This is a genomic window from Paraburkholderia flagellata, assembly GCF_021390645.1.
Classification (GTDB): domain Bacteria; phylum Pseudomonadota; class Gammaproteobacteria; order Burkholderiales; family Burkholderiaceae; genus Paraburkholderia; species Paraburkholderia flagellata.
The window spans coordinates 1,553,033-1,576,788 of record NZ_JAJEJT010000001.1 but is presented as its reverse complement, the minus strand read 5'-3'; the positions used below and the strand labels follow the sequence as shown (position 1 = coordinate 1,576,788).

Below are 23,756 nucleotides of genomic sequence, written 5' to 3'. Positions count from 1 at the left end.
GCAGCTGATTTGCAGACGCGGAGTTGCGAAGTCGTTTCCACCGTATCGATTTCTTTTATCGGCGACTGAGCCTGCAAACCTGTCCGCCGGCCTCCCGCCTCGCACCGCTGAGCCGCGCCAAGCCTTGTCCAGCTTGGCGCGGCGGCGTTCGTCGCGAGCCAGACGCCCGCCTTGCGCGCGCTTTCTTGCTTGCGGAGCGCCACTCGCTTGCCGTTAACCCGATGTAGTTTTCCGCTTACTCCATTTCTATCTTGACGAAAAATCATTTCGTGCAGGAATACAAGAGGAGACGGCTATGAGCGGCAATGCAAGCGTGGGTGAAGGTCGATATCAAGGGACGAGAAGGGCAATCGATGGCAAGCCGACTCTCGGCGCAATCCTGCGCGCCGGCATTGCCGGCGGCTTGACAGGCGCGGTGATCATCTGGATTTACGAGGCGCTCATCTGGGTTGGCGCCCAGCATCTCATGCCGCTTGCGGGCATTCCCCGCAACGCCACCGGCCTCGTGTTCGGCAAGGGCGTGCAGGACTCCCTCGGCATCTGGGCGTATTTCCTCGGGACTGCCATCCATTTCGTCTTCGCCATTGCGTGGGGCGTGCTGTTCGCCACGGTATGGCCGTATTTCCGCCGCCGCGGCTACGAGGCCACGTTCGTCGCGCTCTTTTACGCGATTCTCGCCTGGATCGTCATGCATGTCGCGATCAGTATCGCGTCCGACAACCATCCTAACTACTACGACCCGGTCGTCATCATCGGCGGCTTCATGTCGCACTTTTGCTTCACCGTGCCGCTCGCACTCGTGGTCAAGCGCATGCTTGCGACCGGGCGCGCGCTGACGCCTTAAGACCGGCACTGAACTATCAAAAAGTCAACAACAGGGGAACATGACGATGTCGTTAAATAGAGGAATCCTTAGTTTTTTGGTAATCAGTGCGGCGATGACCGTCAGTACGTCAGCGATGGCGCAATCGTCGGTGACGCTCTATGGCGTGCTGGACGTGTTCGCCGGCTACCAGAACACGAAAGTCGACGGCAAGACCACGTCGCTCGCCGTGCTCGGCAATAACGGCTTGATGACGAGCCGGTGGGGCTTGCGCGGCACGGAGGACATAGGCGGGGGATACCGCGTGAATTTCGCGCTGGAGAGCGGCTTCGATCCGGGCACGGGCAAGTTGCAGAACAGCTATCGTTTCTTCGATCGTCAGGCGTGGGTCGGTGTGGGCGGCGGGTTCGGCGAGGTGCGCTTCGGCCGGCAGAACACGCCGATGTTCGCCTGGAGCGGCAATATGGACGCCTTCAGCGCGGCGACCTACGCCTCGGGTTACAACAACTTTGCGAACTGGCTGGCGCGCGTGGATAACGACATTGCGTGGATCTCGCCGAAGTTCGTGGGCACGCAGGTCGAGTTGCACTATTCAGTGGGCGGCCAGCCCGGCACGCTCGCGGGCAATGCGGTGTATCAGGCCGGCGTGCAGACCACCCAGGGCCCTGTTTATCTCGCGCTCGCCTATTTGAACGCGGCGAACGCCACGGCCTCCAACCGTGTGCAGGAATTCATGGCGGGCGGCAATCTCGACTACGGGTGGGGGCGCATCTACGTCGGCTATTTCCGCGCCAACGAGGTGATTTCCGCGACCACCGGCAACGCGCTCAGCAATCCTGCGGGCAAATACGATCCGACGGTGGGGCCGGTTGGCAACACGGCTGGCGACTGGCATAGCACGTATTCGCTTTCGGCCGACTACCGGTTCTCGCCATTCTTCAGCGTGGGGGCGGGCGCCGCCTACACCAAGGACAGCACGCACCTCGGCAACGACGCGCTGCAATATGGGGCGATCGTCAACTACGACCTCTCGAAGGGGACTCGGCTCTACGGCACGGTTTCCGAATTGAAGAACTACGGCACCGCGCAGTTCAAGATGGCGGGCGCCAGCATTACGACGGGTTCGTTCCTCACGCCGGGACCCGGTCAGAGCGAATTCGGCGTACAGGTCGGCATCCGGCATCTGTTCTAGTGTTCGAGCGCGCAAAGGGACCGTGCGCAACGCATGAACGTGCACGCCATCACTGCGTGGCCATCGGACATTGGGTAGCGGTCCGTCGGTTGGTCTCGATGAGGCGGCGCTCGTGATGCTCTCGGACATCCTGCCGACGGGCTTCGAATGCGGCGTGCTCGACGGCCGGGTCGAACCCGGCAGCACGGTCGCCATCGTCGGTTCGGGACCGATCGGGCTGGCCGCGCTCCTGACCGCGCAGTTTTATTCGCCCGCGCAGATCATCATGATCGACATGGACGCCAACCGCCTGGAGTGCGCGAAGCGATTCGGCGCGACGGCGTGCATCGATCCACGCGCGGGCGACGCCGTGGACGCGGTCATGAAGCTCACGGACGGCGTGGGCGTGGATTGCGCCATGGAGTCGGTTGGCGTGCCGGCGACGTTCGAACTGTGCCAGCAGATCGTGGCGCCGGGCGGCGTGGTCGCGAACATCGGCGTGCATGGCGTGCCGGCGTCGCTGTTCCTCGACAAGCTGTGGGACCGTAATGTGTCGATCACGACGTGTCTTGTCGATACCGTGAGCACGCCCATGCTGCTCAAGACGGTGCGCGCCGGACGGATTGATCCGAACCGGCTGATCACGCATCGGTTTGCGTTCGACGACATGTCCAAGGCGTATGAGACGTTTTCGCAGGCGGCCAGCACGCACGCGCTGAAGGTCATTGTCGAGATGTGATGCGGTGGATTTCGATGTTTGCGAAAATTTAAAAACATCGATAATTTATCTTATGTTAAATACGAAAAATGCACAGATGGCACCACTCGCCAGATGTGCCCGCGCCTCGTCGCCTCGGTCCCGATAAGCCCCCGATCATCGGGACCCGTTGCTTGCGTTGCCACGTCATTGAGCCTCCTCGAACGAAAGCCGCGTGGCAGCCGGCTTCAGTTCCGTTTGCTTCGCACCGGCTTTCGGATGGAACACGAATGTCGACGCGACGAATGATGGCGACAGATTCCAGCGATACGTCACCTCACGACGCGGCCTCGAAGGCTGGAAGGAAAACTTTTCTTGGTCACGACGTCTCCTGACTGAGCATCCGCCCCAAACGACAGGCTAATAGCGAGCGGCGTGCCCAACGAGCCGCTCGTGGGCGACGATCGATGCTACCAGGACGCGGCCCCATGTGAAGCATGCGAGCCGCCCTCTCCCAGGCCGGTCGCACTGCCGTTCACTCAGTAAAAGCCCTGGTCGGTTAGCTCGACGTTACGCAGTAACATCAAGCCTCATATTTTAGAACGACGTTCTATCCGATAGAACGCACAAACACGTAAACGAAGCGTTCAGGAGAGCCCGATGTCCAGCCTGCCAATCGGAGCGACGCGCACGTCGCTCCGGGACGATGCCGCCGCCCCCGCCAGTGCCGCCGAGATCAACGCGCGCATTGATCGCCTGCCCGCCACGCGCGCCATCTGGACGCTCGTGCTCCTGCTTTCGATGGGCGGCTGGTTCGAGTTCTACGATCTGTTCTTCACCGCCTATGTGGGACCGGGCCTCGTGAAGAGCGGCCTCTACTCGACCACCACGGCTTCGTTTTTCGGCTTCTCGGGGCTCGGTGCATTCGTGGCGGCGTCGTTCGCGGGGCTCTTCATCGGCACGTTCTGCCTGACCGGTCTTGCCGATCGTTATGGCCGCCGCACCCTGTTCACGGCGTCGCTGCTCTGGTACTCGGTTGCGACCTGCATCATGGCACTGCAGACGAGCGCGCCCGGCATCAACCTGTGGCGGCTCATCGCCGGCATTGGCGTGGGGGTCGAACTCGTCACCATCGACACCTATGTGAGCGAACTCGTGCCCAAGCACATGCGCGGCCGCGCGTTCGCCTTCGTGCATCTCGTGCAATACACGGCTGTACCGGCAGTCGCGTTGCTTGCGTGGTGGTTCGTGCCGCGCGCGCCGCTCGGCTTCGACGGCTGGCGCTGGGTCGTTATGTTCGGCGCGTTCGGCGCGCTCATCGCGTGGGCGATCCGCCGCCGAGTGCCCGAGAGTACACGCTGGCTCGCGCAGCGCGGCCGAACCGAGGAAGCCGCCCGCATTCTCGCCAGGCTCGAAGCGAAAATCGAGGCGCAGCATGGCCGCCCGCTTCCCGCGCCTGTCGTGGAATCTATTGGCGCGCAAACGCTCACCAAGGCGCGTTTCGCCGAGATCTGGCAACCGCCGTATCGCCGCCGCACCATCACGCTGCTCGTGTTCAATCTGTTTCAGGCGATCGGATTCTATGGCTTTGCGTCGTGGGTGCCGACGCTGCTCGTATCCAAAGGCGTCACGGTCACGCACAGCCTGCTCTACTCGTTCGTGATCGCCGCGTCGAATCCGTTCGGCCCGCTGCTCGGCATGGTGATTGCCGACCGCATCGAGCGCAAGACGCTCGTCGTGCTCTCCGCGCTCGCCATCGCCGTGTGCGGCACGCTGTTCGCCATGCAGACTTCCGCCGCCATGCTCATGTTCCTCGGCGTCCTGATCACGCTCGGCGGCACGCTGCTCTCTGTCGGGTATCACGCGTACCAGGTGGAGCTGTTCCCGACTCGCATGCGCGCCACGGCCGTTGGCTTCGTCTATTCGATGTCGCGTCTTTCCGCGATGTTCTCCGGCTTCATGATCGCGTTCGCACTACGTCACTTCGGTGTGCCAGGCGTTTTCGCGCTCATCACCGGCGCGATGATCGTGGTGATGGCGGCTATCGGCATCTTCGGGCCGCGCACGAAGAATCGCGCGCTCGACGACATCTCCCACTAATCTTTTGAATACGAGGCTGCAATCATGCTCCCGTTAGCCGGTGTGCGCGTCCTGGATCTGTCGAATGTGCTCGCGGGTCCGTTCTGCGCCTATCAACTTACGCTCTTCGGCGCCGAAGTCACCAAGGTCGAGCATCCTGAGGGCGGCGATCTTGCCCGGCGCCTGGGCGCCGACAAGGATGCCGCAGCGCGCAATATGGGCGCGTCATTCGTGGCCGTGAACGCGGGCAAACGCTCGATCACGCTGAACCTGAAAGACCCGCGCGGCAAGGCAATTTTGCTCGATCTGGTACGCAACGCCGACGTGCTCGTCGAAAACTTCCGGCCTGGCGTGATGGATCGCCTCGAACTTGGCTACGATCAGTTATCCAAAGTGAATCCGGCGCTGGTCTACTGTGCGATTTCCGGATTCGGTGACGAAGGCGAGCTGTCGCGACGCCCTGCTTACGACCAGATCATTCAGGGCATGTCCGGCGTGATGAGCGTGACGGGGGACGCGCAGAGCGCGCCGCTGCGCGTGGGCTATCCCGTCTCCGATACGGTGGGCGGCCTCACCGCTGCGTTCGGCATTTGCGCGGCGCTCGTCGACGCGCGCACGAGCGGCCGCGGGCGGCGCCTCGACGTTTCGATGCTCGAAGCGACGCTCGCGACCATGGGCTGGGTCGTGTCGAACTACCTGAACGCAGGCGTCGAGCCCACGCCGATGGGCAACGAGAATTTCACGGCCGCGCCCTCGGGCACGTTCCGCACCGGCGCGGGCCTCCTCAATATCGCTGCGAATGAAACACGCCAGTTCGAAAGCCTGTGTGAGGTGATCGGCCGCCCTGACCTGCCGGGCGACGAGCGCTTTTGCGCGCGCCATACGCGCAAGCAATATCGCGAAGCGCTTAAGGCCGAGATCGAAACCGCGCTCGCAGCAGACAGCGCGGCAAACTGGGAAGCGCGCCTGCTCGAGCGCGGCGTTCCGGTGGGCCGAGTGCTCTCGGTGCCCGAAATCCTTGCGCATCCACATCTGGCCGAACGGCGCTTCATACGGGAGTTCGAGGCTGCAGAGGGCGAAGCGGCGCAGCGCGTGACGCGCGCGGGCCTGCGCCTCGCCGATGCCGACGCGGCACCCGCCACCCCGGCGCCGACGCTTGGCGCGCACACGCGCGAAACGCTTGCACAACTCGGCTACGAGGCCGCCCAAATCGACGCCCTGCACCACGACGGAGTGATCTGAACCATGTCGACGACGAACACAACCACGCCGGATCTCGCCGCCCTGTGCGCCGACTACTGGAGCACCTCGATCACCGACATCCATCCGGGCTCGATCAAGGTGCGCGGCTATCCGATCCAGGAACTGATTGGCAACGTGAGCTTCCCGCAGATGATCTGGCTGATGCTGCGCGGCGAGCTGCCCGGTGACGAAGAGGCCACGCTGCTCGAAGCCGCACTCGTGGCCTCGGTCGATCACGGGCCACATGCGCCTTCGATCGCGATCTCGCGCATGGCCACGAGTTGTGGCCTGCCGATCAACGGTGCCATGGCGTCGGCGCTCAACGCGCTCGACGATGTGCACGGCGGCGCAGGCCAGCAGGCGGTCGAGCTCTATGCTGACATCGCCGCGCGCATCGTGGCGGGCAGTCCGTTCGAAGCCGCGGTCGAGGCAGGCGTGGACGAGTTCATCGCCGCACATGGCAAATATCTGCCGGGCTTCGGCCATCGTTTTCATCCCGTCGATCCGCGCGCTGGACGGCTGCTCGCGCTCGTCGATGCGCGTGTGGCGTCCGGCACGATCAAGGGCCGCTACGCGGCGATTGCGCGCGGCATCGAGGCCTTGCTGAAAAAACGCAAGGACCGGCCCGTGCCGATGAATATCGACGGCGTAACGGCGGTCATCTACGCGGAGCTGGGGTTCGCGCCGGAACTGGCGCGCGGCGTATTCTGCCTCTCGCGCGCGGTGGGCATTCTCGCGCATGCGTGGGAGCAACGCGGACGCGGCGAGCGTAACAAGGGACCCATGCCGCGCCAGATTCCCTACGCCTACACCGGCGCGCCGGAGCGGCATCTGGAGCAGTCCTGATCAACGCGCTGTGGAAGCGACCGCATGTACTCGGGCAATCGCCGGTCTGCGCCCGCAGTGCTCCCGCTAGCCGGGCGTGGATTCAGGCGTCCTCGCGTGCGCGCGCGCGTTGGGCGGCGCGCAGCGCGCGTGAGTCGCCGCCAAGCGCGTCGGTCGCGCGTATCGCGCAATCGAACAGGGCATCGAGATGGCGCTCGACGAACGCCCCATCGATGCGCGAACTCGGTCCGGCGAGCGTGAGCACACCACGCAACGTATCGTGAACGCCGAATACAGGCATGGAAACGCCCGCGGTCTCGCGATCGCGTTCACCGATCGATATGCAGTAGAAGTCGCGCCGAATGCTCTCGAACGGCTCGCCCGCCTCGCCGCCGAACGCGAGCAATGCGCGGCCGCCCGAGCCGCTTTCGAGCGGCAGTACGTCTCCCTCGCGCACGTGGTGGCGCACCACATGGTGTGAATCGACGCGATGCAGGCACACGCGCACAGCGTTGTCGCGCACGTAGAACGAAACGCTCTCCCCGCTCGCGGCGGCCAGCTCACGCATGAGCGGCAACAGAATGTCGCCCATGTTGAGGCTGCGCTGATAGAGAGCGCCTAGCGCAAACGTGGCGGGGCCGAGTTGGTAGCGTCCGTCGTCGAGGCGCAGCAGCAGGCGATGCTGGATCAGCGCGCCGGCCAGCCGCAGCAGCGTACTTTTATAAAGGCCTGTACGCGCCGCGAGTTCGGCGAGCGTGAGCGCGTTATCTCCGGGGCGAAACGCGAACAGGATGGCGCACGCGCGGTCGATGACAGCGACGCCTTCTTCTTTCTTGATCGTACCAGCCGGGTCTTGCGCGGGCATGAATGGAAAAGGTGGGAATGAGCAATACGTTCGATTTTACGCGACTTGGCGCCGCCCCGGTGCGGCTCCCCACCCTCACCTTCACCGCCGATGCTTGATGCGCGCAGGCGTCACTTCGCCTGCGCCACCGAATCGCGCAACGTCACGCTTACCGGGAAGGTGCGCTCGATAGGCCACTGTGTGCCGTAGCACTGGTTGATGAGCCAGCGCACCGCGTTGCGCGTGAGTTCCGCGGTGGGAATGTGCACGGAGGTCAGCGCCGGCGCCATGTAGGCCGCTGAATAATCGTCGTCGTAGCCGATTACAGAGACGTCGTGGGGCACGCGCAAGCCAGCCTGCTGCAGGCGCGCGAGCGCACTCATGGCCATCGTGTCATTTGCGCAGAAGAGCCCGGTGAAGCGGTGTTTGCGCTCGAGGAGTGTGCCGGCAGCCACATAGCCGCCTTCGGGCGAGAAGTCCGACACGATATGCGGCACGGTTCTGCGCTCGATGCCGTGGCGCGCCAGTTCGGCGAAAAAGCCATGCAGACGTGCCGCATTATCGGATGACGTAGACGGGCCGCCGATGACAGCAAGCTCGCGATGGCCGTGCTCGATGAGCGTGCGGGCAGCCATTTCGCCGCCGTGAAAGTGATCGGCGCAGAACGATGCTTCGGGCAACTGATCGAATGCGCGGTTCAGGAAGGCCATGCGCGGATGCATGGCGTGCAGCATCTGCAGGTCGTCGTCGTACAGATCGTGGCTGATGACAACCACACCGTCGCAGTCTCGCCCTATCAGGAAGCGCACAGCCTCGATCGCCTGCTCGCGCGGCGACGCTTCGCCGCAACCCGTGGCCACCACCACATGGCGCCGCACGGCGCGCAACTGCGTATCGGTTTCCTTAAGGATGGTGCCGTAGTACGAGCCGAAAAACGTTGGCACGAAAATACCGATGATGCCGAGCGACTTCGTGGCCATCGCCCGGCCGATGGACGAAGGCCGGAAATTGAGCTGCTCGATCGCCGCCTGCACGCGCGCGGCCGCCTCCGCCGACACGGGACCGTTGCCCGATATCGCCCGCGAAGCTGTCGAAAGGCCTACGCCGGCCAGCGCCGCCACGTCTTTCAGGGTCGCCACGTTCCTGGTCTCTCTCTCTTTGTCGGTTATGTGCATCAAATCCGCGCGCCGGTTTCTTCGTCAAACAGCGAAACATGCGCACCGTCGATGGAGAACGGCATTGCCGCCCCGCTTGCAAGCGGTGTCTTGTCCTGATCGATCGACGCGACCTGCCCGCCCTGATGCTCGATCCACAGTACACGATGATTGCCCATCGGCTCCACGAGCGTCAAGCGCCCTTCCCACGCGGTATCGTGCGGGCGCACGGCGCCGGCCGCGCGCACGTCCTCGGGGCGCACGCCGAGCACGCACGCGCGCGTTGGATCGGGCGTGCCCTTGAACGCGTAAGCCGAAACATCGACGTCGATGCCCGGCCCACGAAAGCGCAGCCGGCCTTCGTCGGCTTCGAGTGTGCCTCGCAGCAGGTTCATCGGGGGCGCGCCCAGGAAGGTCGCGACGAACAGGTTCTCGGGGCGCGCGTAGACTTCGGCCGGCGTGCCGAACTGCTGGATCGCCCCGCCCTTCATCACCGCCATGCGCGTGGCGAGCGTCATCGCTTCGACCTGGTCATGCGTCACGTAGATCATCGTCGCGCCGAGTTGCTGGTGCAACTGCTTCAACTCGCGGCGCAACTCGGTGCGCAACTTGGCGTCGAGATTCGAGAGCGGTTCGTCGAACAGGAACACGTCGGCCTCGCGCACGAGCGCGCGCCCGATTGCCACGCGCTGGCGCTGGCCACCCGAGAGCTGCGCGGGTTTGCGCGCAAGCAGCGGCCCGAGCTGCAGCATGTCGGCGGCGCGCTTCACGCGGCGGTCGATCTCCGCTTTGGGCGTGCCATTGATACGGAGTGCAAACGAGAGATTGCGCTCCACGTTCATGGTCGGATAGAGCGCGTACGACTGGAACACGAGCGCCACACCCCGATCCTTCGGGTCGGCCCATGTCATGTCCTCCCCGCCTATCTCGATGCTGCCGTCGGTCACGTCGACGAGGCCCGCGATGCTATGCAACAACGTGGACTTGCCGCAGCCCGACGGCCCGAGAAGCACGACGAACTCGCCTGCGCGCACGTCGAGATCGAGTTCGTCGATCACCGTGTTCGCGCCGAGATCAATGCGCAGATTGCGTACGGAAACATTCGTGAGATTGCCCATGCCCTGCTCCTAGCCTTTCACCGCGCCCGAGGCGATGCCGCGCACGAACCAGCGCCCGGAAATGAAATAGATCGCGAGCGGCACGGCCGACGTGAGAATCGTCGCGGCCATGTTGACGTTGTAGATACGCTCGCCGGTCGTCGTGTTGATGATGTTGTTCAGTTGAACCGTCATCGGCAGATTCTTCGTGCCCGCGAACACGAGGCCGAGAATGTAGTCGTTCCAGATGCCGGTGACCTGCATGATGATCGCCACGACGATGATCGGCACCGACATGGGCAGCATGAGTTGCAGGAAAATGCGCCAGAACCCGCCGCCGTCGATCCGCGCCGCCTTGAACAGCTCCTGCGGCAAAGACGCATAGTAGTTGCGGAACAAGAGCGTCATGACCGGCATGCCGAAGATCGTGTGAATCAACACGATGCCTGGCAACGAACTGAAGAGATGCACGAAGGCCAGCACGCGCACGAGCGGGTACACCATCACCTGCACGGGAATGAAGGCGCCCGCGAGCAGGATGCCGAACAGCACGCCCGCGCCGCGCGGCCGCCAGAACGACAGTGCGTACCCGTTCACCGCTCCCACGGCGATCGAGAGCACCGTGCTCGGCACGACGATGCGCACCGAGTTCCAGAAGCCCACGCGAATGCCGTCGCAATCGAGGCCCGTACATGCCGAGGACCACGCATCGCGCCACGGCGCGAGTGTGAAATGCACCGGCAGTGCGAGCAGATGACCGAGACGGATCTCGACCATCGGCTTCACCGAGGTCACGAGCATCACATAGAGCGGCAGCAGGAAGAACAGCGCCGCGGTGAACAGAAACGCATAAACGCCGAGCCGCGCGGGCGTGAAGCGGGTGCGCGGCTTGCGCCGCTTTTGCGCCGCACGCGGTTGAGCGGGTGCGGGATGCAGCGAATCGGCCACAGGCGTGCTCATGCGCGGTCTCCTTTGAGCGCTGCGCGGCTGCGCGCGTAGAAGAACGGCGCAAGAATCGCGAGCACGGTGGCGAGCAGCACAATCGAGGCTGCCGAAGCGAGCCCGATGTTCGCGCGATTGAACAGGTAGTCCATGATGAATTTCGCGGGCACTTCGCTCGCGGTGCCGGGGCCGCCCTGGGTCATCGCAACCACGGCATCGTAGAGCTTCACCACCATCACGAAGAGCAGCACGAACGCGGTGGAGATCGACGTTTTAAGCATGGGCACGACGATGCTCGCGTACACGCGCCAGCGCGGAATGCCGTCGAGGCGCGCGGCCTTCCAGATTTCGTCGTCGATGCCGCGCAGCCCCGCGAGCAGGAGCGCCATCACGAGGCCCGACGCCTGCCACACCGTGGCGATCACGAGCGTGTAGATCGCAAAGCGCTGCGTGACGATCCAGTCGAATTGCGCGTGCTCGAAGCCCATGTGCCGCAATACGGCCTGCACGCCGAGTTCAGGATTGAGGATCCACTGCCACACAAGACCCGTTGCGACGAACGACATCGCATAGGGATACAGAAACACCGTGCGTAGCGCGCCTTCCGCCACGACGCGCTGGTCGATGAAGATCGCGAGCAGAAGCCCGATCACGAGGCACGCCGCGATGAAGCACGCGCCGTAGATCACGAGATTCTGCAGCGACAGGATCCAGCGGTCATTCTGGAAGAGCCGAACGTACTGCGCCACGCCCGCGAAGGTGTTGGTGGGCAGCGAGCGCGAGAAGCTGAGCGAGACGCGCGCTGTAAACAACATCGTGCCCAGATACGCGAAGAGGACCGTCGCCGCCATGGGCGCGAGCGCGATCCAGGCGGCGAGCGAGAGCCGCCGGCGCACGGGGCGAACGCTACGCGCTTGTCCCGCTTGACGTTTGGCCGGGTGCAGCTTGGCGGCGTACATGGTTGCGCTCAGCTCTTGATTGCCGAGGCGAAGGCTTTCTGCGCGTCTTCGGCGGACTGGTTCTTGTTCCAGAAGTTCGTGATGACATCCTGGAGCGCGCCCTGGACATCAGGCGGAATCAGCATTTCCGGATTCGGCAGTTGCCGCGACTTGTCCTTCATGATCGCCATGCCCTCCTTCGCGCAGATGTCGAAGCCCGAGGTGTCCACGTCCGGGCGGATCGGGATCGAACCCTTGCGCTGGTTGAACGCGGCCTGCGGGCCCGTCGACGTCATCACCGTCGCCAGCAGTTGCTGTGCCTTGACCTGCTCGGCGTTGTCGGTCTTCGGGAACACGAACACGTCGCCCGCGATCATGTACGGCGAATTCTTGAAACCGGGGAAGCATCCGAAGTCCTTGCCCGCCACCTGGTTCGCCGCCGAGAACTCGCCCTTGGCCCAGTCGCCCATGATCTGCATGCCCGCCTTGCCGGAAATCACGAGCGCCGTGGCGTCGTTCCAGTTGCGGCCAGGCGAGCCCGGATCCACGTAATTATGCAACCGCTTGAAGGTCGTGAGCACGTTGCGAAACGCGGGCGAATTCACGGCGTTCGCGTCGCGGTCGCGGTAGACCTTCATGTAGAGATCGCGGTCCATGTCGGCGAAAATGGCGTCGAAGGTGATCTTCTCCTGCCACGCCTGGCCGCCCAGCGCGAGCGGAATCAGGCCAGCCGCCTTGAGCTTGTCGAGATCGGCGAAAAGTTCGTCGAAATTCTGCGGGTCACCCTTGATGCCGGCCTTCGCAAAAGCGGGCTTCGAATAGAAGAACCAGTCCTGCATGTGGATGTTCACGGGCGTCGCGTAGTAATGCCCGTTGATCCGGATCGCGTTGACGATCGACTCGGGGAAGATGGCGCTCCAGTTTTCCTTCGTCGCGACCGCGTCGACATTGTTCAGGAGTCCCTGGTCGATGAGGTCGTGAAACTGCTTGGACGTGTTGAACTGTGCGGCGGTGGGCGGATCGCCGCCCACGATGCGGTTGATTGCCGTTGCACGCGCCTGGTCCGCACCGGCGATCGCGTTGTCTATCCACTTGCCACCCGCCTGATCGTAGGCGAGCGCGAACTGCTTGATCGCGGCCGACTCGCCGCCCGACGTCCACCAGTGAATCACGTTGGCCTTCAGCGGCTCCGCGGCGTTGGCCGCGAGCGCGCCGGCCAGTGCGAGAGCGGCCACGATGCCGCGCAGAACGGGTGCGTTATGCTTCATTGCGTCTCCTGTCGATCCGGAGCGGGCGTGCAGCGCTTGAACCGGTCCCGCGCGGGCTCCGGTTGCTCCGGGTTGGTCTGCAAAAGCTTATGGTTGGAAGTTTCGCGGTCACGGCGCGTGAAGCGGCATGCCCGAGCGTCGCATGCCATGCCGTGATTGTCATGCTAGTTGTTGCCCTTGCCCGGGAACCCTGTGAAGCGTCCTGAAGTGCCTTCAGGCGCCATCGAGCGCGCGCCGCTGCGCGATGAAATGCGCAATGAGTTCCGCACTGCGCTTGGGCGTGCGAACCTGCGTGTCGTAGTCGACATGCACGACGCCAAAGCGCCGCTCATAGCCGAACGCCCATTCGAAGTTGTCGAGCAGCGACCACACGAAATAGCCGCGCACGTCCACGCCTGCCTTGATCGCGGCGTCCACGGCGGCCAGGTGGCGCTTGAGGAACGAGATACGCTGCGTGTCGTTCACCTCGCCGTCACTCACGCGGTCGTCCGAAGCCATGCCGTTCTCGGTGATATAGATGGGCGGCAGGTTCTCATAGTTGCGTCCGAAACCAATCAGCAGGTCGCGCAGACCGTCGGGGTGAACCTCCCACCCCATCTGCGTGCGCTCGACGTCCTTCAGCGGCACTTCGACAAAGCCATGCGCACCATCGCTCTTCAAGTTGGTGCGGAAGTAGTAGTTGATGCCGAGGAAATCGAGCGGCGCTGAGATCGTCTTCATGTCGCCTTCGAGCACGAGCGGCTCAGTGCCCGGCCACAACTCGAACAGTTCTTCAGGATACGCGCCCTTGAGCAGCGGATCGAGAATCCACGCGTTGTGCTGCACTTCGAAGCGGCGCGCGGCGCGCACATCTTCCGGCGACGAGGAATCGGGCGTGCCGCGCCCCACGTTCGCGACGATCCCCTTGGTCGAGCCCGGGTCGTTCGCGCGCAGCACGTCAGTGGCGAGGCCATGGCCGAGCAGCAGATGATGCATGGCCTGCGTGGCGTAGCGGCCGTTTGCGAGGCCCGGCGCGTGATGGCCGTTGCCGTAGCCGAGGTACGCCGAGCACCACGGCTCGTTGAGCGTCATCCAGGCGTCGACGAGGCCGGATAGTTCGCGGCTCATGAGATCCGCGTAGTCGGCGAAGCGGTACGCGGTGTCGCGGTTGAGCCAGCCGCCGCGATCCTCCAGATGCTGCGGCAGGTCCCAGTGGTAGAGCGTGGCGAAGGTGCGCACGCCCTTCTGCTTCAGGCGCTCCAGCAAACGCTTGTAGAACGCGATGCCTTTGGCATTGGGCCGCCCCGCCTCGTCCATCACGCGCGGCCATGCAATCGAAAAGCGATACGCCTCGAAGTTCAGGCTTTCGAGCAGGTCGAGATCGGCCTCCCAGCGGTGATAGTGGTCGCAGGCCACGGCGCCCGTGTCGCCCGCGAGCACTTTGCCCGGCGTGGCGCTGAAGGTGTCCCAGATCGACGGCAGGCGGCCGTCCTCGTGGATCGCGCCTTCGATCTGATACGAAGCCGTGGCCGCGCCAAGAAGGAAGTCGCTGCGCCACAATGCGGAGCTGGCGGGCGGAGTGAACGGATCGTCGGCAACTGCGGCGGCGGAATGCGGCAATGCGGTGTCCTGATTCACGAAATCTCCTGCGCGGGAATCACCGGCCTATGCGTTCTGGGTAGCCGGATCGGGTTGGAGTGGAAGCGCTTCCACAGCGCTTGAGGCGCACAATAGCAGCGGCCAAAACCAACGGGCAATCGGGGTTTCTCTGGACGTTTTTATGTAGCTGCCTCACTTGTTTTTCGCACTACAGGGCTTTTAGGCTTGTAGCATGGCTACACGGGCTTTACGCATCCGTGCGCGACTCCAGATCGGGACGCACTGCCGCGAGCGCTTCGTGCAGCGTCGGGAAAATGTTCGCACGCCCGAGCACGGGGGTGATGCCGTGCCGATCCATGTCCGAAAGCAAGTAGCGGTTCACGCGCCCGAAAATCACCTTCACGCCGCGCTCCGCGAGTGCCGAGCAAAGATCGATCACGGCGCGCCCCGCGGAATAATCGAGATCGGTAATCGCACCCGCATCCACGACCACGCAATGGACCGGCGACGGCGCCCGATCGATCAGCGCGCGCAGTTCGTCGACGAACAGATGGTCGTTCGCATAGAACAGGTCCGCGCCGAAGCGATAGACGATCAACCCAGGCGCCGTGATCTGGCCTGCTTGTGCGGGTTCGGGCAGCCAGTGCCCCTCCTCGTTCGGCACGAGCACCATGGTGTGCGGCCGGTAGCTATGGCGCACGTGGCGCAGCAAGGACAGGCCGATCGCGAGCAGGATGCCGTTCTCTACGCCGATCACGACAACGGCGAGCGCCGTGGTCACCGCAAGCCGGAATTCACCTGGACTTTCGCGGCGAATATCGATCAGCTGGCGAATGTTCACGAGCCCCACGGCAATCGTGAAGACGATCGCGGCCAGCACGCAGTGCGGCAGGTACTGCAGCAGGTGGCTGAAGAACAGCAGCACGACGAGCACGACGCCAGCGAACACGAGCTGCGCGAACTGGCTGCGCGCGCCGGCCTGATCGGCCATGGCAGTCTGCGTGAGGCTGCCGTTCACGACGAAAGCGCCGCTCAGCGAAGCCGCCGCATTGGCCGCCGCGAGGCCGAGGAGGTTGGCGTCGTCGTCGGTGCGCTCTGCGTAGCGCTCGGCAAACGCACGGCTCGTAGCGGCGCTTTGCGCGACGATGATGACGAAGCACGAAGCCGCCACTTGCAGCAGATCGATCATCTGGAACCAGTCCACAGCGGGAAAACTCACGCGCGGCAAGCCGCCCTGCACCGGGCCGATCACGGAAATGCCGTGGCCCGCGAAGTTCAGCATGGCGCTCGCCGCGATGCTCCCCACCACGGCGACGAGCGGCACGGGCCAGCCCGGCCGGACCTTCTTGAAGACCAGAATCGCAGCCACGACGGCCACGGCGATGGCAAACGTCGTCCAGTGAATCGTGCCCAGGTGCGTGACGATCTGCTTGATCTGCAAGACCGTGCGGCGCGAACTAACAGCAATGCCAAGCATGTCGCCGAGCATCGCCACACCCACTTGCACGCCCACGCCCGTGAGAAAGCCCGCGAGCACGGTGCGAGACAGGAAGTCTGCGAGAAAGCCGAGACGAAACACGCGTGCGATCAGCAACATCACAGCCGTGAGCAACGCGGTCATGCCCGCGAGCGCGACATATTCGGCGCTCGAAGGCGCGGCCATGGTCGTGAGGCGGCTCGCGAAAATGGTGGCCGTCGCGGAATCGGCGGCGACCACGAGGTGACGCGACGCGCCAAAGAGCGCGAACGCAACGAGCGGGAGAAAGCCCGTGTACAAGCCGGTTACGGCAGGCATGCCCGCGATGCGCGCGTAGCCGAGCAATTGCGGCACGTTCATCGAGGCAAGTTGCACACCGGCGAGCGCGTCGCGCAATGCTGACGCGCGAGAAAGCGGCCGCACGCCGCGAAACAGTTCAAACGCCATTACGCCATCCTTTCGAAATCCGCCTCTACGTGCGGTGGTTTTTGCTGCGGGTTGACTGGCGACGTATGTTAGCGCGCGTGAGTGCTCCTGTACGTGTTCGATGGCAAGGTCGTTGCACGCGCATCAATGAAAGAGGCCAGCCCGCAGGCTGGCCTCATGACTTATACGCTCAATCGCGTGACGCAGCGAGATGGCTATACCCGAATCGGCGGCGGCATATAACGGCATTCGTAGCGTTTTCGGACCGTGCCGTTCTCGTCCACGCTTTCGAGGAACACGTCGAACTGCCACAGGCGCGCCATATGGCGCAGCACTTCGTCGGTGTCGCCCGAAAGATGACGGTTATCGCTCATAAAATGACGCAGCGTGAGGCTGCGATCGCCGCGAGTGTTCACCGACCACACCTGGATATTCGGCTCGCGGTGATGCATGTCGTACTGACGCGAAAGCGCCTGGCGCACGTACTGGTAGCCGCTATCGTCGTGGATGGCCGAAACTTCGAGCGCATCGCGCATGTCGTCGTCCAGCACCGAGAAAAGCCGCATTTCGCGGATCAAATGCGGCGACAAATATTGCGCGATAAAACTCTCGTCCTTGAAGTTGCGCATCGCATAGTGCAGCGCCTTGAGCCACGGACTGCCGGCCAGTTCCGGGAACCACTTGCGGTCCTCCTCCGTGGGATTCTCGCAGATGCGGCGAATGTCGCTCATCATCGAAAAACCGAGCGCATACGGATTGATGCCGCTGTAATACGGCTTCGTCACCGGCGGCTGATAGATCACGTTGCTGTGCGAATGCAGGAACTCCATCATGAAGCCGTCTTCGAGCTTGCCCTGCGTATAGAGCGTGTTGAGCAGCGTGTAATGCCAGAACGTGGCCCAGCCTTCGTTCATGACCTGGGTTTGCCGCTGCGGGTAGAAGTACTGCCCGATCTTGCGCACAATGCGTATGACTTCCCGCTCCCACGGTTCGAGCAGCGGCGAGTTCTTTTCAGCGAAGTACAGCAGGTTTTCCTGCGGCTCCGGCGGAAAGCGCTCGTCGATTTCCTCGGCAACGGGCATTTGCTGCTTGGGCAGCGTGCGCCACAGCTCATTTACCTGGGACTGCAGATAAGCCTCGCGTTCCCGGCGCATGGCAGCTTCGCGTTCGAGAGAAAGCTTTTGCGGCCGTTTGTAGCGATCCACGCCGTAATTCATGAGCGCATGGCACGAATCTAGCAACTCTTCCACGCGGTCCATACCAAAACGCTCCTCGCATTCGGCGATGTAATTCTTCGCATAGACGAGGTAGTCGATAATGGCGTGCGCATCCGTCCACAACCGGAACAGATAGTTGCCCTTGAAGAATGAGTTGTGCCCGTACGCGGCGTGCGCGATCACGAGCGCCTGCATCGTCATGGTGTTCTCTTCCATGAGATACGCAATGCAGGGATTGGAGTTGATGACGATCTCGTATGCGAGACCCATCTGGCCGCGGCGATAGCTCTTTTCGGTCGAGAGAAAGTGCTTGCCGAACGACCAGTGGCGATAGTTCACCGGCATGCCGACGGACGCATAGGCGTCCATCATCTGCTCGGCGCTGATCAATTCGAGCTGGATTGGGTAGACGTCCAGTTCGTATTGCTCTGCAACATGCGAGATATGTGTGTCGTACTCCTCGATGAGTTCGAAGGTCCAGTCGGAGGGGCACGGCAACGGCCGTTTGTCGGCTACGTTCATTTGCACTTCCCTTTGCTGGGCGAGCCCATGCTCCTTGTGGCGAGCAGCCCCGGCGGCATGTCCGGGCGCTTCGGCGTCTTCGCGATGATCGGGCTTGCGCTCGCCATCGTGTTCGCCATGATGCCCCTTTTCGTGGCCGCTCGTCTTCCGGCGCTCCGGCTGGTAGCCGCGCGCCTCATTGTGCAGGTGGCGTGTCGTCATGAGTGTTCCACCTGCTTTTCGAAAAGCTCCCGGAACACCGGGTAAATGTCCGCCGCGGTGTCGACTTTTTTCATCGCCAGATGCGGTTCGGTGAGTGCGAGCTGCGCGTATTCAAGCCAGAGGTTCTGCTCCTCCGGCGTCACCTGAATATACGCAAAATAGCGCACCTGAGGCAGTATGTCATCCGCAAGGATTTTGCGGCATTTGGGTGAATCGTCAGTCCAATTGTCGCCGTCCGAAGCCTGTGCGCCATAGATGTTCCAGTCGCTTGGCGAATAACGGTCCTCGATCACTTTTTTCATCAGCTCCAGCGCGCTCGACACAACCGTGCCGCCGCTTTCGGTGGAATGAAAGAAGGTGTCCTCATCCACTTCCTCGGCGCGCGTGTGGTGGCGAATGAAGACCACCTCGATTTTTTCGTAATTGCGCTTGAGGAACAGGTACAGCAGGATGAAGAAGCGCTTGGACAAGTCCTTGCGCTGCTCGTCCATCGAGCCCGACACGTCCATGAGGCAGAACATCACGGCCTGGCTCGACGGTTGTGGCTGCTTCACGCGATTCACGTAACGCAGATCGAATGGGTCGATGAACGGAATGCGCCAGATGCGTCCGCGCAGGTGATGAATCTGCTCTTCGAGCAATGCGATCTCTTCGCGCCGGTCGGCTGGGTCGGCCTTGAGCGTTTCGAGCTGCTCTTCGAGTTCATGCAGTTCGTTGACGAGCGGCGCACCGAGCGCGATGCGCCTGCCGAGCGCACTGCGCAGCGACCGTACGACGTCGATGTTGTTTGGCGTGCCCTCGGCAGCCCAGCCTGCGCGGATGCTTTTCCACGTAGGCACCGCCATGAGATGGGTTTTGACGAGGCGCGGCAGTTCGAGGTCGTCGAAGAAGTACTGCATGAATTCTTCGCGCGAGAGTTCGAACACGAAGTCATCCTGACCTTCGCCCTCGTTGCTCGCCTGGCTGCCGCCACCGCCCCCGCCGCCCTGCGGCCGCGGAATGCGGTCGCCGCGAATGTAGTCCTCGTTGCCAGGGTGAACCATTTCGCGCTTGCCGCCGGGGCCGTGCCGGAACGACGGCTCGGCAATGTCCTTGCGCGGAATGGTGATGCTCTGGTTGCTCTGAATGTCTTTGATGCTGCGGTCACGCACCGCTTCCGAAACGGCGTGACGAATATAGTTCTTCACGCGGCGCAAAAAGCGCTCGCGATTAGCAATGCTCTTGTTCTTTCCGGCTAGCCTGCGGTCGATGATTTGATGAAGCACATCCAGTCTCCCGCTCCAGTTGCGAATGGGCGAGGTGCGCAGTGTTCAATGCCGCGTCTGCCACCGTGCGTGCCGCGTTCACCCGCTCATGGCCACGCCGCCTGCGCCCCGCCGGGGGTCCTTTTGCGCCGCCGCAAAATCGCGGCGGCGCGCTCGGACGGTAAAGCCTCCTCGTTCACGACGACTTGCGCACCCGCAGATACCAGTCGCAGAGCAACCGGACCTGCTTCGGCGTATAGCCCTTCGCCACCATGCGATTGACGAAGTCTTCGTGCTTGCGCTGCTCTTCCGCCGATCCTTTCGCATTGAACGAGATGACCGGCAAAAGTTCTTCCGTGTTCGAAAACATTTTCTTTTCGATCACCACGCGCAGCTTTTCATAGCTGATCCACGCCGGGTTCTTGCCGGCATTGGCAGCACGCGCACGCAGCACGAAGTTCACGATTTCATTGCGGAAGTCCTTCGGGTTGCTGATGCCAGCTGGCTTCTCAATCTTCTCCAGCTCGGCGTTCAACGCCGCGCGGTCAAAGCTCTCGCCCGTGTCGTGATCGCGGAACTCCTGATCCTGAATCCAGAAGTCGGCGTACGTGACATAGCGGTCGAAGATGTTCTGCCCGTATTCGGAATACGACTCGAGGTAAGCGGTCTGAATCTCCTTGCCGATGAACTCCGCGTAACGCGAGGCCAGCACGTCCTTCACGAAAGACAGGTACTTCTGCTCGGTTTCAGGCGGGAACTGCTCGCGCTCGATCTGCTGTTCGAGCACGTACATGAGGTGCACCGGATTCGCGGCCACTTCGGTCGAGTCGAAGTTGAACACCCGCGAGAGGATCTTGAACGCGAAGCGCGTGGACACACCGTTCATGCCTTCGTCGACGCCTGCGAAATCGCGGTACTCCTGGTACGACTTCGCTTTTGGATCGGTGTCCTTGAGGTTTTCTCCGTCGTACACCTGCATCTTCGAGAAGAGGCTGGAGTTCTCCGGCTCCTGCAAGCGCGTGAGCACCGACATCTGCGCCATCATCTTCAGCGTGCCCGGCGCGCACACGGCCTCGGCGAGCGACGAATTGCGCAGGAGCTTCTCGTAGATCTTCATCTCTTCCGAGTAGCGCAGGCAGTAAGGCACCTTCACCACGAAGATACGATCGAGCAGCGCCTCGTTGTTGCGGTTGTTGCGAAATGCCTTCCACTCCGACTCGTTCGAGTGCGCGAGGATGATGCCGTTGAACGGTATCGCGCCGAATCCTTCGGTGCCCTTGAAGTTGCCTTCCTGGGTGGCCGTGAGCAGCGGGTGCAGCACCTTGATCGGCGCCTTGAACATTTCGACGAATTCGAGCAAGCCCTGATTCGCGAGACACAGGCCGCCGGAGTAGCTGTACGCGTCTGCGTCATCCTGTGCGTATTGCTCGAGCTTGCGGATGTCCACCTTGCCGACGAGCGACGAGATGTCCTGATTGTTCTCGTCACCAGGCTCGGTCTTCGCAATGCCGATCTGGCGCAGGATGGAGGGGAAGCGGCGCACCACGCGGAACTTGCGGATGTCGCCGTTATATTCGTGCAGGCGCTTCACCGCCCATGGGCTCAAGATGCTCCGCAGGTAACGGCGAGGTATGCCGTATTGCTCTTCGAGTATCGGACCGTCTTCGTCGTAGTCGAAAAGCCCTAGCGGAGATTCGTTCACGGGCGAGCCCTTGATCGAGTAAAACGGCACGCGCTCCATGAGCTGCTTCAGACGCTCGGCAATGGAGGACTTGCCGCCGCCCACCGGACCGAGCAGATAGAGAATCTGCTTCTTCTCTTCGAGTCCTTGCGCCGCATGGCGGAAGTACGCGACGACCTGCTCGATCACGTCTTCCATGCCATAGAACTCGCGGAATGCGGGATACACCTTGATGACCTTGTTCGCAAAGATGCGCGACAGGCGCGGATCGTTGCGGGTGTCGATCTGTTCGGGTTCGCCGATTGCCGTCAGCATACGTTCGCCAGCCGTGGCGTACGCATTGGGATCTTCCTTGCAGAGCGCGAGATACTCCTCGAGCGAGAACTCCTCCTCTCGCGTTTTTTCGAAGCGGGTCGCGAAGCTGCTGTAGATATCCATGCTACCTCCTCGCCGAGATCTGCGACCGATGTCGTGCGCGGCGCGCTATTCGGAAACGACATCGCTCAAATTCATCCTAAACCCTTTTGAAATTTTTCGCACCGTTAAATCGCGCCGGATGTGCCCTCGAAAGCTAAGCATTATTGAGCGCTTGGAGGGCGCCGGACAACGACTTACAATGATCTTCCCCACTGGTGCAAATTTCAGACCGGGGTCACGCTCCCTCTCAAACGCTGTGCCCGCATGTTGCCCAAATCCCCCGGGCCGAGCAGTCGCAGCAATACGTCATTCACCTGAACTTCGACCGCTTTTCGCCTTGTCGTCCAGCCTGTCCGGCGCTACGGCATACGCAGTGCCTCTTCATCAAACGCACCAATGCAACGCCGGTGCACACCCACTCGTTACGATTTGTTCGCGGGCCCACATGGCGCGCTCATATTGCGCACTGCCACGCGGTTGTTGTGAGCACGCGTCAATGCGATTTTTTTCCCGTTTTACGCGTCGATTTCGCCAGTGTCGGTGACCTGCCGCGCATTCTTGCGCGGATGTGAGCCGGCGTTGACAGGCCCTGTTGGCAGTAGTGGCTTTCCCGCTGGAATCGAACGACGCGCACACGCGCGATGAAGATGGCGCGCGTGACAGGCTGCCAGGTTTACACCCATGAGACGCGCAATGCGTACAAAAAAATAAAGCCGCCGTGCAATGCGCGCGGCGGCTGTTCGTTAGAGCAAATGTGACAGGTACGATTGTTACATCGCGCACACTTGCGCGACCTAGACAAATTCGACTTCGACTTCCCCTAACCCGTCGATGTGGCCGTGCAGGAGGCCCGGTGCATCGATGCGGTGCGCACCGACATAGGTGCCGGTCGTAATGGTCCAATCGGGCTCGATCGTGATGCCCATTGCGGCGCAATGATTGACGAACCAGACGAGCAGTTCGCGCGGATCGCCAGCGGGGTTTCCTGGCGCCTCCGGCACGAGCGAGGCGCCGTCGAACGTCAGTTCAAGCTCGGGGGCGACGAAATCGAGCACGCGGGCAAGCGCGGAGTACGGTAGCGCGTGGCCGGTCACGAGTGCGCCATTGTTCTGCGCATCGGCGAGCTGGGCGAGCGGCGCGACGTTGGGCCATTGCGCGAAACGGCTATCGACGATCTCAATGGCCGGGAGGATCTGGCCCACGCGCGCAAGCACCTCATCGCGTGCATAGGCTTCGGCGCGCGGGACGATCGGTTCCGAAAAACGAAACGCGATCTCCAGCTCCACGAGCACGCGAAAGAAGTGGCGACGCTCGAAGCGCGCCGGCGAGGCGTGCACGAGCGGCGCCGGGATCGGCGCGCCGGAAGCGGGGCTGCCCGGCGCGCGCGCGCCCACCTTCCAGCCGCCCGTCGTCGTTTCGAGCCCGGCGAGCACCGCCTGCTGGATCGCATAGGCCGTGGCCGCGTCCGGCGGCACGCGCTCGGGCTCCAGGGTTTCGATCAGATGATGATGCCGGCGCGCATTCACGAGGCGTTGCGCGAGATCGTCATGCGTCATGTCTGGTTCCTTGTTTGTGCTGTCATGCGGCGCCGGCGCTCGATGCCGGCGCAATCCGTCCTGCCTGGCGCCGTGCGCCCTCCCTTGCCCTGCGGCGCGGGTACCTTGCCTTGCGGCACCACCCCGTGCAGTTCGCCTTGTGCATGTGCGCGGGCTGAACCGCCCCGTGCAACGTCATGCCGCTCGTGGGCACCGCTGGGCGCCGAAGTGTAGCGCGCCGACCGGGCCGCGCAGATGACACGGCTGACAATGTACCGTAACGGCGCCCATATGGCGCACGGCGGGGCCGCACATCGGGGTCAAAGGCGTAAAAAAAAGCCGCTGCGGCGCAGCGGCTGGTTTTCGGGTGCGGGGAAA

17 protein-coding genes and 1 pseudogene are annotated in these 23,756 nt (G+C 62.8%); 6 read left to right on the top strand and 12 right to left on the bottom strand.

Annotated elements, in window-relative coordinates; all coding sequences use genetic code 11:
• Positions 1-295: 295 nt before the first annotated feature.
• From L0U83_RS06885 to L0U83_RS06860, 6 genes and pseudogenes are all read left to right on the top strand, one after another.
• The gene (locus L0U83_RS06885; protein ID WP_233881520.1) at positions 296-844 is read left to right on the top strand and encodes a hypothetical protein; all 549 of its coding nucleotides are present in this window, start codon (positions 296-298) and stop codon (positions 842-844) included.
• Between the two features lie 94 nt (positions 845-938).
• Positions 939-2,015, top strand: coding sequence for a porin (locus L0U83_RS06880; protein ID WP_233881519.1), 1,077 nt, complete (start codon positions 939-941; stop codon positions 2,013-2,015).
• Between the two features lie 91 nt (positions 2,016-2,106).
• Positions 2,107-2,733 (top strand): annotated as a pseudogene (locus L0U83_RS06875) (zinc-binding dehydrogenase); the annotation flags it as partial.
• A gap of 633 nt (positions 2,734-3,366) precedes the next feature.
• Positions 3,367-4,791 carry an MFS transporter gene (locus tag L0U83_RS06870; RefSeq protein ID WP_373321045.1) on the top strand — a complete coding sequence of 475 codons (1,425 nt, stop codon included), beginning with the start codon at positions 3,367-3,369 and terminating at the stop codon, positions 4,789-4,791.
• A 21-nt stretch (positions 4,792-4,812) separates the two neighbouring features.
• Complete coding sequence (locus tag L0U83_RS06865; protein WP_233883766.1) at positions 4,813-6,012, top strand: CaiB/BaiF CoA transferase family protein; 1,200 nt, start codon at positions 4,813-4,815, stop codon at positions 6,010-6,012.
• A gap of 3 nt (positions 6,013-6,015) precedes the next feature.
• Positions 6,016-6,858 (top strand): citryl-CoA lyase, encoded by an 843-nt coding sequence (locus tag L0U83_RS06860; protein WP_201697054.1) that lies wholly within the window; start codon positions 6,016-6,018, stop codon positions 6,856-6,858.
• 82 nt (positions 6,859-6,940) lie between these two features.
• Here L0U83_RS06860 and L0U83_RS06855 read toward each other — a convergent pair whose 3' ends face one another.
• The 12 genes from L0U83_RS06855 to L0U83_RS06800 form a co-directional block, all read right to left on the bottom strand.
• Complete coding sequence (locus L0U83_RS06855; protein ID WP_233881517.1) at positions 6,941-7,702, bottom strand: IclR family transcriptional regulator; 762 nt, start codon at positions 7,700-7,702, stop codon at positions 6,941-6,943.
• A gap of 110 nt (positions 7,703-7,812) precedes the next feature.
• Entirely contained in the window at positions 7,813-8,820 is a 1,008-nt protein-coding gene (locus L0U83_RS06850) for a LacI family DNA-binding transcriptional regulator (RefSeq protein WP_233881516.1), read from the bottom strand.
• 35 nt (positions 8,821-8,855) lie between these two features.
• A complete protein-coding gene (locus L0U83_RS06845) occupies positions 8,856-9,953 on the bottom strand; it encodes an ABC transporter ATP-binding protein (RefSeq protein ID WP_233881515.1) in 1,098 nt (365 codons plus the stop codon).
• 9 nt (positions 9,954-9,962) lie between these two features.
• A complete protein-coding gene (locus L0U83_RS06840; protein WP_233881514.1) occupies positions 9,963-10,892 on the bottom strand; it encodes a carbohydrate ABC transporter permease in 930 nt (309 codons plus the stop codon).
• Positions 10,889-11,833 (bottom strand): carbohydrate ABC transporter permease, encoded by a 945-nt coding sequence (locus L0U83_RS06835; RefSeq protein ID WP_233881513.1) that lies wholly within the window; start codon positions 11,831-11,833, stop codon positions 10,889-10,891. Before L0U83_RS06835 ends, L0U83_RS06840 begins: the two co-directional genes overlap by 4 nt.
• Before the next feature lie 8 nt (positions 11,834-11,841).
• Positions 11,842-13,080, bottom strand: coding sequence for an ABC transporter substrate-binding protein (locus L0U83_RS06830; RefSeq protein ID WP_233881512.1), 1,239 nt, complete (start codon positions 13,078-13,080; stop codon positions 11,842-11,844).
• Between the two features lie 213 nt (positions 13,081-13,293).
• Positions 13,294-14,697, bottom strand: coding sequence for a GH1 family beta-glucosidase (locus L0U83_RS06825; RefSeq protein WP_233881511.1), 1,404 nt, complete (start codon positions 14,695-14,697; stop codon positions 13,294-13,296).
• Positions 14,698-14,905: 208 nt separating this feature from the next.
• The gene (locus tag L0U83_RS06820) at positions 14,906-16,582 is read right to left on the bottom strand and encodes a SulP family inorganic anion transporter (RefSeq protein WP_233881510.1); all 1,677 of its coding nucleotides are present in this window, start codon (positions 16,580-16,582) and stop codon (positions 14,906-14,908) included.
• 194 nt (positions 16,583-16,776) lie between these two features.
• Positions 16,777-18,501, bottom strand: a complete 1,725-nt coding sequence (locus L0U83_RS06815) for a SpoVR family protein (RefSeq protein WP_233881509.1) — start codon at positions 18,499-18,501, stop codon at positions 16,777-16,779.
• On the bottom strand, positions 18,498-19,766 hold the full coding sequence (locus tag L0U83_RS06810; protein ID WP_233881508.1) for a YeaH/YhbH family protein: 1,269 nt from the start codon (positions 19,764-19,766) through the stop codon (positions 18,498-18,500). The genes L0U83_RS06815 and L0U83_RS06810 overlap by 4 nt, the downstream gene beginning before the upstream one ends.
• Positions 19,767-19,941: 175 nt before the next feature.
• On the bottom strand, positions 19,942-21,864 hold the full coding sequence (locus L0U83_RS06805) for a PrkA family serine protein kinase (protein ID WP_069265701.1): 1,923 nt from the start codon (positions 21,862-21,864) through the stop codon (positions 19,942-19,944).
• Between the two features lie 773 nt (positions 21,865-22,637).
• Entirely contained in the window at positions 22,638-23,399 is a 762-nt protein-coding gene (locus tag L0U83_RS06800) for a 2-keto-4-pentenoate hydratase (RefSeq protein WP_233881507.1), read from the bottom strand.
• Positions 23,400-23,756 lie beyond the last annotated feature (357 nt).

What these genes read in the sequence shown, in the direction of transcription:
- L0U83_RS06830 (WP_233881512.1), bottom strand. Translation starts at nt 13,080, where the DNA reads ATGAAGCATAACGCACCCGTTCTGCGCGGCATCGTGGCCGCTCTCGCA.
- L0U83_RS06860 (WP_201697054.1), top strand. Translation starts at nt 6,016, where the DNA reads ATGTCGACGACGAACACAACCACGCCGGATCTCGCCGCCCTGTGCGCC.
- L0U83_RS06820 (WP_233881510.1), bottom strand. Translation starts at nt 16,582, where the DNA reads ATGGCGTTTGAACTGTTTCGCGGCGTGCGGCCGCTTTCTCGCGCGTCA.
- L0U83_RS06885 (WP_233881520.1), top strand. Translation starts at nt 296, where the DNA reads ATGAGCGGCAATGCAAGCGTGGGTGAAGGTCGATATCAAGGGACGAGA.
- L0U83_RS06815 (WP_233881509.1), bottom strand. Translation starts at nt 18,501, where the DNA reads ATGACGACACGCCACCTGCACAATGAGGCGCGCGGCTACCAGCCGGAG.
- L0U83_RS06835 (WP_233881513.1), bottom strand. Translation starts at nt 11,833, where the DNA reads ATGTACGCCGCCAAGCTGCACCCGGCCAAACGTCAAGCGGGACAAGCG.
- L0U83_RS06840 (WP_233881514.1), bottom strand. Translation starts at nt 10,892, where the DNA reads ATGAGCACGCCTGTGGCCGATTCGCTGCATCCCGCACCCGCTCAACCG.
- L0U83_RS06800 (WP_233881507.1), bottom strand. Translation starts at nt 23,399, where the DNA reads ATGACGCATGACGATCTCGCGCAACGCCTCGTGAATGCGCGCCGGCAT.
- L0U83_RS06880 (WP_233881519.1), top strand. Translation starts at nt 939, where the DNA reads ATGACCGTCAGTACGTCAGCGATGGCGCAATCGTCGGTGACGCTCTAT.
- L0U83_RS06845 (WP_233881515.1), bottom strand. Translation starts at nt 9,953, where the DNA reads ATGGGCAATCTCACGAATGTTTCCGTACGCAATCTGCGCATTGATCTC.
- L0U83_RS06855 (WP_233881517.1), bottom strand. Translation starts at nt 7,702, where the DNA reads ATGCCCGCGCAAGACCCGGCTGGTACGATCAAGAAAGAAGAAGGCGTC.
- L0U83_RS06805 (WP_069265701.1), bottom strand. Translation starts at nt 21,864, where the DNA reads ATGGATATCTACAGCAGCTTCGCGACCCGCTTCGAAAAAACGCGAGAG.